Origin of the sequence: Mesorhizobium sp. M7A.F.Ca.CA.004.12.1.1 (assembly GCF_003997835.1) — a bacterium.
In the GTDB taxonomy this organism is placed as follows: Bacteria; Pseudomonadota; Alphaproteobacteria; order Rhizobiales; family Rhizobiaceae; genus Mesorhizobium.
In genome coordinates this window covers 1-2,451 of the sequence record NZ_RZRK01000883.1, presented here as the reverse complement: position 1 = coordinate 2,451, position 2,451 = coordinate 1, and the positions used below count along the sequence as shown (strand labels likewise).

Sequence of the window (2,451 nt, the reverse complement as noted above, 5' to 3'; positions counted from 1 at the left end):
GCTTGGGGGGGAATGCCGGCTGTCCGAATTATAGGCCTTTTTATGCATTTCTGCTAATTTAATTAAAGGACCATGTTCCGCACCCAGGCGCCAGATCGATAATAGCGTCTATCGGCGGAGTACCGAATTGGCCCGCTGAGCCGTCGTTATCGGATCGGCGTGACGATGCACGATCTTCCAGAGACCATCTTCTGGGCGAAAGACGCTCGTCACGCGTAACGCCGTCGTCCGGCCCTGGCATCTTGGCGCAGGACAGCTACATTTGTCCGCTACTTGCGGAGGGGGGTATTATGTCAGTGCAGCGGGTGCGTGAAGCCATCGGTCAGTTTCTAGCGTCAAATAAGGAGCAGGTTCTGTGTATCCGCGGTGATTGGGGCACGGGCAAGACATATACCTGGGACGATGTTCTCTCGAAGGCGGTCCTCAGTAAAAAACTCAAGCTGAAACGTTACGCAAAAGTCTCATTGTTCGGCCTGAACTCGATTCAAGACATCAAGCGCGACATTTTTCAGTCCACGGTGGCGATTGAGAAAATCGGAAAGCCGTTCGATTTTAACGACTACACCGACTACATAAACGAGGCGAAATCCTCCAACGTCGTATGGAAGGTTTTCGCATCTCTTACCGGTAGTGCCAGTGAAGCAGCCGTTGAAGCAGCAGCACTCAGCATCCGCAATCAGATCGTCCTGGTCGATGATCTGGAACGCAAGGGCGATGGGCTCAGAAGCGTCGATGTGTTGGGCTACATCTCCCAGCTCAGAGACGATCGGAAGTGCAAGGTTGTGCTGATCCTCAATGACGAGCAACTAGAGGACAAGGGTGAATTCGAGTCCTACTTAGAGAAGGTGGTGGACTTGTACTTGCGGTTCGACCCTTCTTGCGCCGAGATTGCCGACATCGCTATTCCGGGGGACGGTGACAACATCGCCGCCATGGTCCGTCAGCATGCTATCCTGCTGGGCATCAAGAACGTCCGAGTGATCTGGAAAATTCTAGCTCTGGCTAAGCAGGTCGCGCCTATGCTCGCCGGATATTCCTTTAGCGTGACAATGGATGCTGTTCGGACAATCACCCTACTCGCCTGGAGTTACCTTCAGCCAAAGGGCGCACCACCGCTCGACTACCTGAAGCGAGTCAACGCTTATAACCCGATCAAGGAGGACGCCGACCTCGACCTGAAATGGCGCGACCTGCTTGTCCAATACCGGTACACAGGCACCAGCGCGTTCGACCTGACCCTCCTTGAGGCTGTCCAGAATGGATACTTCGATCAATCGCGGCTGAACGCGCACGCGAAGGAGCTGAATGAGGCTGATATGTACCGCAAGGCAAAAGAAGCCATGCGGGAGCTTTGGGATGACCTACATCTGTCCTTCACGAAGCCGATCAAGCCCATACTCGACAGGTTCGTCGAGGTTTTTGCAAGCGAGCTTAAGTACTTGGACCTCGGCGACTTAGTGAGCGTCGAGCGCACGTTCCGTGAGTTGGGAGATCCGCGCGCAGAAGAGCTGGTCACACTATACATCCGGGAAAAGAAGGATGAGCCCGCCGCCTTCGATACCGATAGATTGTACGAGTTCGGCCGGGAGTTGTCCCCTGAACTGCTCAAGCGGATCAAGGAAGCTGAAAACGCCACGAAACCGAAGCGCACAACCGACGAGACTGTGATGGCGCTCGCCAAGAATATCACCGATCCGGAACTGCTGGCTGAAGCGGCTACGATTGATGTGGAAAGTTATGTCCAGATTCTCAAGGGGCATGAGGGTGAGGAACTGAGGGACATGCTCGCCGGCCTACGCCGTTACATGAACCTGATCGACGCCACGCCCGAGATGATCGAAATACTGACGCGATTCGCCAAGGCGGTCAAAGAAATTGGCAGGGAAAGCGCTATCAACCAGTACCGCACTCGAAATCTCGGCTTCATCCAATGGCTCGAAAAAAAAGAAGCTTAGGCGTAGGATTGCGTCTTGGTCCGGCGACCACCTCCCGGTGCAAGCGCTCAACGCGCGCCGCCCTCCCGGCCATGTGGTCGCGATTTGTTGCCATGGATGCAGCGCCGAATCGTCGTTCTGCGAAACCCCGGCTCTGCTAGCGATATCGGCGCGACTCAAGCCGCCGCCTAAAGCCCGGCTATCATCGCGGCGAAAGCATCGGATGGCGGCATGGCCGAAAATGGTGTGGCCAGCGCGAAAGGAAAAGCCTGCGGCAAGATGGCCAAGCGGCTGGAAAATAAGCGGCAGCTAAAATTCGCTTATTTTTCGCTTATTTTGTCACAGCGGCATGCACCACCAAGTTTCGGTTGGCGGCAAGAATTCAGTGTTTTCAGTGGGTTTATCTTGGCTGGGGAACCTGGATTCGAACCAGGACTAACGGAGTCAGAGTCCGTGGGTCTACCGTTAACCTATTCCCCAGCAGGCGCGGTCATGAACCGTGCGGGCCGAGCGGGCA

The 2,451-nt window shown here is 55.2% G+C and carries 1 protein-coding gene and 1 tRNA gene; one reads left to right on the top strand and one right to left on the bottom strand.

The window, feature by feature from the left end:
- The first annotated feature begins 290 nt into the window (after positions 1-290).
- The gene (locus EN984_RS31200) at positions 291-1,955 is read left to right on the top strand and encodes a hypothetical protein (RefSeq protein WP_127271886.1); all 1,665 of its coding nucleotides are present in this window, start codon (positions 291-293) and stop codon (positions 1,953-1,955) included.
- A gap of 385 nt (positions 1,956-2,340) precedes the next feature.
- Here the strand turns inward: EN984_RS31200 and EN984_RS31195 are convergent.
- Positions 2,341-2,414, bottom strand: a tRNA-Gln gene (locus EN984_RS31195).
- Between the last annotated feature and the right edge of the window lie 37 nt (positions 2,415-2,451).